6 protein-coding genes are annotated in these 6,433 nt (G+C 68.7%); 5 read left to right on the forward strand and 1 reads right to left on the reverse strand.

The genetic code is table 11. The annotated features are described in order from the left end of the window. Positions 1 to 76 precede the first annotated feature (76 nt). From A5707_RS06985 to A5707_RS07005, 5 genes are all read left to right on the forward strand, one after another. Entirely contained in the window at positions 77 to 508 is a 432-nt protein-coding gene (locus tag A5707_RS06985) for a DUF3499 domain-containing protein (protein WP_197495273.1), read from the forward strand. Positions 509 to 617: 109 nt separating this feature from the next. Beyond that, entirely contained in the window at positions 618 to 2,018 is a 1,401-nt protein-coding gene (locus tag A5707_RS06990) for a phosphomannomutase/phosphoglucomutase (protein WP_065013787.1), read from the forward strand. After that, complete coding sequence (locus A5707_RS06995) at positions 2,015 to 3,109, forward strand: TobH protein (RefSeq protein WP_065013788.1); 1,095 nt, start codon at positions 2,015 to 2,017, stop codon at positions 3,107 to 3,109. The genes A5707_RS06990 and A5707_RS06995 overlap by 4 nt, the downstream gene beginning before the upstream one ends. A gap of 9 nt (positions 3,110 to 3,118) precedes the next feature. Then, a complete protein-coding gene (gene manA / locus A5707_RS07000; RefSeq protein ID WP_065013789.1) occupies positions 3,119 to 4,345 on the forward strand; it encodes a mannose-6-phosphate isomerase, class I in 1,227 nt (408 codons plus the stop codon). Continuing rightward, positions 4,342 to 5,265 carry a cation diffusion facilitator family transporter gene (locus A5707_RS07005; RefSeq protein ID WP_065013790.1) on the forward strand — a complete coding sequence of 308 codons (924 nt, stop codon included), beginning with the start codon at positions 4,342 to 4,344 and terminating at the stop codon, positions 5,263 to 5,265. The genes manA and A5707_RS07005 overlap by 4 nt, the downstream gene beginning before the upstream one ends. Here A5707_RS07005 and A5707_RS07010 read toward each other — a convergent pair. Next, a partial coding sequence (locus A5707_RS07010; RefSeq protein ID WP_065013791.1) for an NAD(P)/FAD-dependent oxidoreductase occupies positions 5,226 to 6,433 on the reverse strand: 1,208 nt, incomplete at its 5' end. The two genes, A5707_RS07005 and A5707_RS07010, sit on opposite strands and share 40 nt — an antisense overlap.

Genomic DNA, 6,433 nt, shown 5'->3' on the forward strand with positions numbered 1-6,433 from the left:
CGGTTGGGAATCGCGACCGACCGCCATGCGCGTGTCCGCCGCTGCGGGGGCAGTGGGGCGCGATAGCCTTCCGAACGTGAATCTTCCGCGTCGCTGCTGTCGGCCGGGGTGTCCGCATTACGCGGTGGCGACGCTGACGTTCGTCTATTCGGACTCGACGGCGGTGGTCGGCCCGCTCGCGACCGCACGTGAGCCGCACTCCTGGGACCTGTGCGTCAGCCACGCCAGCCGGATCACCGCGCCGCGCGGATGGGAACTCGTCCGCCATGCCGGCCCGCTGCCCATCTATACCGACGACGACGACTTGATCGCGTTGGCCGAGGCGGTGCGCGAAGGCCGCGACGTGGTGCCGAGCGGACCGCCGGTCAACGGGTTTTCGGAGGCCCACACCGGCGGTGCGTCACCCGCGCTGCCCGAGGGCGGCGTGCTGGCATCGACCGCGCAGCGGCCCGCCGGTACCGGGCGTCGGCGCGGTCACCTGCGGGTGCTTCCCGACCCCGCCGACTGATACGGTCGCCCGACGGCGTCGATCGCCCGCACGCTTGCGGGCCGACCCAGCCTGCCTCGTCGCCGGGCTAAGCTGACGGCCAAGAGTCCCCATAGTCAGGAGCCTTTTCATGTCTCGGCCCGCCGCGGCTGTCAACCGTGTGATCAAGGCTTATGACGTGCGGGGCTTGGTCGACGACGAGATCGACGAGGCGTTCGCCGCCGACGTCGGCGCAGCCTTTGCCCGGCTGGTCCGCGACGACGAGGCCGGCCGGGTCGTCATCGGCTACGACATGCGGGACAGTTCACCGTCGTTGGCGGATGCCTTCGCGTCCGGGGTCACCGAGCAGGGGCTCGACGTCGTCCGCATCGGCCTGGCATCCACCGATCAGCTTTATTTCGCCTCGGGGTTGTTGGACTGCCCCGGCGCGATGTTCACCGCCAGCCACAACCCGGCCGCCTACAACGGCATCAAGATGTGCCGAGCCGGCGCCAAGCCCGTCGGCGCCGACACCGGGTTGGCCGCGATTCGCGACGATCTCGTCGCCGGCGTCCCGCACTACGACGGCGCGCCGGGCAGCATCGCCGAGCAGGACGTGCTGGCCGACTACGGCGCCTTCCTGCGCTCGTTGGTCGACACGTCCGGGCTGCGTCCCTTGCGGGTGGCCGTCGACGCCGGCAACGGCATGGCCGGCCATACCGCGCCGGCGGTGCTCGGGGCCATCGAGTCGATCACCCTGCTGCCGTTGTACTTCGAGCTCGACGGCACCTTTCCCAACCACGAGGCCAACCCCCTGGACCCGGCCAACCTGGTGGATTTACAAAAGTATGTGCAAACCAGCGAAGCCGATATCGGCCTGGCATTCGACGGCGACGCTGACCGGTGCTTCGTGGTCGACGAGCGTGGGCAGTTGGTGTCGCCGTCGACGGTGACCGCATTAGTCGCCGCGCGCGAGCTCACCCGAGAGATCGGCGCGACCGTGATCCACAACTTGATCACCTCCCGTGCGGTGCCCGAATTGGTGGTGGAGCGCGGCGGCACACCAGTGCGCTCCCGCGTAGGGCACTCCTATATCAAGGCGCTGATGGCCGACACCGGCGCCATCTTCGGCGGCGAGCACTCCGCGCACTACTACTTCCGCGACTTCTGGGGCGCCGATTCGGGGATGCTGGCCGCGCTGTACGTGCTGGCCGCGCTCGGCGAGCAGCAGCGGCCGCTGTCGGAGCTGACCGCCGACTACCAGCGGTACGAATCCTCCGGCGAGATCAACTTCACCGTCGCCGACGCCGCCTCGGCCACCGAGGCGGTCCTGAAGTCGTTCGGCACCCGCATTCACTCCATCGACCACCTGGACGGGGTGACGGTGGACCTGGGCGACGGCAGCTGGTTCAACTTGCGCAGCTCCAACACTGAGCCGCTGTTGCGGCTGAACGTGGAGGGCCGCTGCGTCGAGGACGTCGACGCGGTGGTGCAACACATCAGCGCACAAATCAACGCCGACCTAGCCGGGCAGACCCAGGCCGTCACGTGAACGCCACTCACGCCACCATCGACCTCGACGACGCCGACGCCCTGATCGCCGCCGACCACGACGGGCTGCTGCGGGCGGCCTCGATGGCCGGCGCGCAGGTGCGCGCGACGGCCGCGGCGATCGACGAGGGCGCCCTGGATCCGGTGCGCGGCGAGGACCGTCCCCGCACGGTGATCTGGGTGGCCGGCCGCGGCACCGCTGAGACCGCCGGCAGTTTGCTGGCCGCGACGCTGGGCCGGTCGGCTGCCGAGCCGATCGTGCTCGCGGCGGAGGCCCCGCCCTGGATCGGGGCGCTCGACGTGCTGATCGTGGCGGGCGACGACCCGGGCGACCCGGCGTTGGTGGGCGCCGCGGCTACCGGCGTTCGCCGCGGGGCGCGGGTGGTGGTCGCAGCGCCCTACGAAGGCCCGTTGCGGGATACCACCGCCGGGCGGGTGGCCGTGCTCGAGCCGCGGCTGCCGGTTCCCGACGAGTTCGGCCTGCCGCGGTACCTGGCCGCCGGCCTGGCCGCGGTGCACAGCGTCGACGCCGCCCTGCGTACCGACTTGGCTGCGCTGGCCGACGACCTGGACGCCGAGACGCTGCGCAACAGCGCCGGGCGTGAATTGTTCACCAACCCGGCCAAAGCGTTGGCCGCGCGGATGTCGGGACGCCGTGTGGCGCTGGCCGGTGACTGTGCGGCGACGCTGGCGTTGGCCCGGCACGGGTCTTCGGCGCTGCTGCGGACCGGTCACCAGGTGGTCGCCGCGACCGGCCTGGCCGATGCGTTGGTAGCGGTACGCACCGGGCTTCCTGCCGGATTCCGGGATCCGGCGGACGCGCTGTTTCACGACGACCAGATCGACGGGCCGCTGCCCGAACGGCTGCGGGTGCTGGCGCTGACGCTGGCCGCCGAGCGGACGGTGGTCGCGGCCAGAGTCGGCCGCCTCGAAGACGTCGACGTCGTCGGCGCCGAGGACGTGCCCGACGCCGCCGAGGTGACGGGCGGGCCGTCGAGCCCGCTTGGTTCGCAGCGGCCCGAGCATCAGCTGGCACTATTGGCTGTTCGGTTGGAGATGGCCGCGGTTTACCTGCGCCTGCTGGGGGAATAGACGACAGAAGTGGAACTACTACGGGGAGCGATACGGACGTACGCCTGGGGCTCGCGTACGGCCATCGCCGAATTCACCGGACGACCGGTTCCGGCTGCCCATCCGGAAGCTGAGCTCTGGTTAGGCGCACATCCGGCCGACCCGGCCTGGCTGGAGACAGCAGGCGGCGAAACCTCGTTGCTGCAAACGTTGGTCGCCGACCCTGACGGCCAACTCGGGTCGGTGGCGCGGGCGCGGTTCGGTGATGTGCTGCCGTTTTTGGTCAAGGTCCTTGCGGCTGACGAGCCGCTGTCGCTGCAGGCCCATCCCAGCGCCGAGCAGGCCGCCGAGGGCTACCTGCGCGAGGAGCGGCTGGGCATTCCGGTGTCCTCGCCGGTGCGCAACTATCGCGACTCCAGTCACAAACCGGAGTTGCTGGTGGCGCTGCAACCATTCGAGGCGCTGGCCGGATTCCGACCGGCCGCGCACACCATCGAACTGCTGCGCGCCTTGGCGGTCTCCGACCTCGACCCGTTCATCGAGCTATTGAACGACCAGTCCGACGCCGACGGTTTGCGCGCGCTGTTCACCACCTGGATCACCGCCCCGCAGCCCGACATCGACGTGCTGGTGCCCGCGGTGCTCGACGGCGCTATCCATTACGTCAGTTCCGGCGCAACGCAATTCGCCGCCGAAGCCAAGACCGTGCTCGAGCTGGGTGAGCGTTATCCCGGCGACGCCGGGGTGCTGGCCGCGTTGCTACTCAACCGCATCAGCCTGGCGCCCGGCGAGGCCATCTTCTTGTCGGCCGGCAACTTGCACACCTATCTGCGTGGCATCGCGGTGGAAGTTATGGCCAACTCCGACAACGTGTTACGGGGCGGTTTGACGCCCAAACACGTCGATGTGCCCGAATTGCTGCGGGTGTTGGATTTCACGCCCACCACCGAAGCGCAGTTGCGTCCGGCGACGCACCGCGACGGGCTGGCGCAGGTTTACGACACCCCAACCGACGAGTTCGCCGTGTCGGTGCTGACCCTCGACCACGACCATCTCGGTCACGAGGTCGATGCGCCGGCGCGCCACGACGGTCCGCAGATTTTGTTGTGCACCGAGGGCCGCACCACCGTGCACGGGAAGACCGGGGCGGTGACGCTCGAGCGCGGCGCAGCCGCTTGGGTGGGCGCCGACGACGGGCCGATCCGACTGGTGGCTGACCGGCCCAGCAAATTGTTCCGGGCCACCGTGGGATTGTGAGCGCGCCAACCAGTAGCACCCGCGCGATTCTGGCCGCGCTTGCCGCCAACGCCGGCATTGCGGTCGCCAAATTCATCGGGTTTGTGGTCACCGGCAGCTCCTCGATGCTTGCTGAGGCGGTGCACTCGGTGGCCGACACGTCCAACCAGGCGCTGCTGCTGTTCGGGCAGCGCGAGGCCCGCAAAGAAGCCGACGCTCTGCACCCGTTCGGGTATGGCCGCAGCCGCTATTTCTGGTCGTTTGTGGTGGCGCTGGTGCTGTTCACCCTCGGTGCGGTCTTCGCGCTCTACGAGGGCTACCACAAGATCACTGACCCCACCGAGCTCACCTCCCCGGCGGTGGCGCTGGTAATCCTTGCAGTGGCAATCATGCTGGAGACGTTCAGCTTTCGCACCGCGATGAAAGAATCGCGACCGCTGAAGGGCGACGCGAGCTGGTGGCGCTTCATTCGCAACTCCCGCAATCCCGAACTGCCCGTCGTACTGCTGGAGGACACCGGTGCGCTCGTCGGGTTGGCGTTCGCGCTGGCCGGCGTCGGCTTGACCGTCGCCACCGGTGACCCGGTGTGGGACGGGATCGGCACCATCGGCATCGGGCTGCTGCTGGGCCTGATCGCGATCATCCTGATGGTCGAGATGCACAGCCTGCTGATCGGCGAGGGCGCCACCATCGCGCAAACCCAAGCGATCCGGGCGGCGCTGGAGTCAACCGAGCACGTCGACCGTCTGATTCACCTCCGCACCCAGTACCTGGGCCCCGACGAGCTGCTGGTGGCGGCCAAGATCGCGGTGGGTCCGCGCGTCGAATTGGCCACTGTGGCGGCCACCATCGACGCAGCCGAGCGCAACATCCGCGCGGCGGTGCCGGCGGCGCGGGTGATCTACCTCGAACCCGATCTGGATCGCGCGCTGTCGGGATAGCGCGCACGCCGCGCTTGCCGGCGCTCAGCCAGCCAAAGTCGCATGTTGTGTCGGATCGCGCGGCCGACGAGTCGCGCCGAGGGCACCATGTAAAGGCTGTCCAGCAAGGAGAATCGGCGCAAAAACCATTCGGCGAGAACGGGATCCGTCTCGGCGGCACCGAGGAACTGGTCGAACAAATTACCGATCGGGCCATACCACCGCGGCATCGGACCGCCGGCGTGATGGAACGAAAAGTCGCCGATGGCGTTCATCATCCAGACCGGGAAGGTGGTCTTGGCGGTGGCCCGGTTCAGTTCGCGCGCCACATCGCCGTCGGGTGCCTGCAACGCTCGGCGAAGGTGGCCGGCCTGCAGCGACGTCATCGTCATCCCCTGCCCGAAGGTCGGGTCGAAGCTGGCTACCGCATCCCCGAGCGGGACGATTCCGGCGGGGAAGCGGTCGAGTTTGTCATAGCGGCGCCATCTGCTGGTCGGGAAGCGATGAAAGGCCATCTCGCCGATCGGTTCGGCCTGGTCGAGCGCGGCGGTGAATTCGGCGGGCAGCAGCTTTTTGGCAAGCGTCAGCATTTCCGAAAAGTTTTGCGGTGGCTTGACTTTGGCGACGCCGAAGGTGGTGAGCATCCAGGTTCCATCCTCGTAACCCAGCATGCCCAGTCCGAGTGGCTGCTGACGAGATGCGCCGGCGACGACCACGCGCTCGCGGATCACTGCATCGGGCAGGCGGAACTGGTGGGAGGCATAGCCGATGCCGACATCGACGACGTCCTCGCGCGGCCGCTGATATCCCCACTGCTCCAGCCATACCGGTAGCCGGGTGCCGCGGCCCGCCGCGTCGACGACGAGGTCGGCGGCGACTTCGCCCGGGCCGTCTTCGCCCTCGACGACGACGCCCGTGACCCGTTGCGCGGAAGGATCGAAGCGTGGTTGGTCGACCGCGCGTTGCTGGATCTCGACATTGCCGATCTCGCGTACTCGACGCCGGATCTGCCATTCCAGTTCCGGCCGACTGGGTACATAAGCGGTGAACTCGTCGCGCAGGGTTCGCCCGGTTCCCAGCACATGACCCGCGGCGCCGAAGTAGATGCAGTCCGGCCGGTTCTCCAGAATCGGCACGCCGGCGGCCACCATGTCGTCGAGCAGACCCGGAAACAGCGCTTCGAATTCCA

Origin of the sequence: Mycobacterium kyorinense (assembly GCF_001672775.1) — a bacterium.
In the GTDB taxonomy this organism is placed as follows: Bacteria; Actinomycetota; Actinomycetes; order Mycobacteriales; family Mycobacteriaceae; genus Mycobacterium; species Mycobacterium kyorinense_A.

Bases quoted from the DNA above. Each gene is read 5' to 3' on its own strand.
- A5707_RS06990 (WP_065013787.1), top strand. From the start codon at position 618: ATGTCTCGGCCCGCCGCGGCTGTCAACCGTGTGATCAAGGCTTATGAC.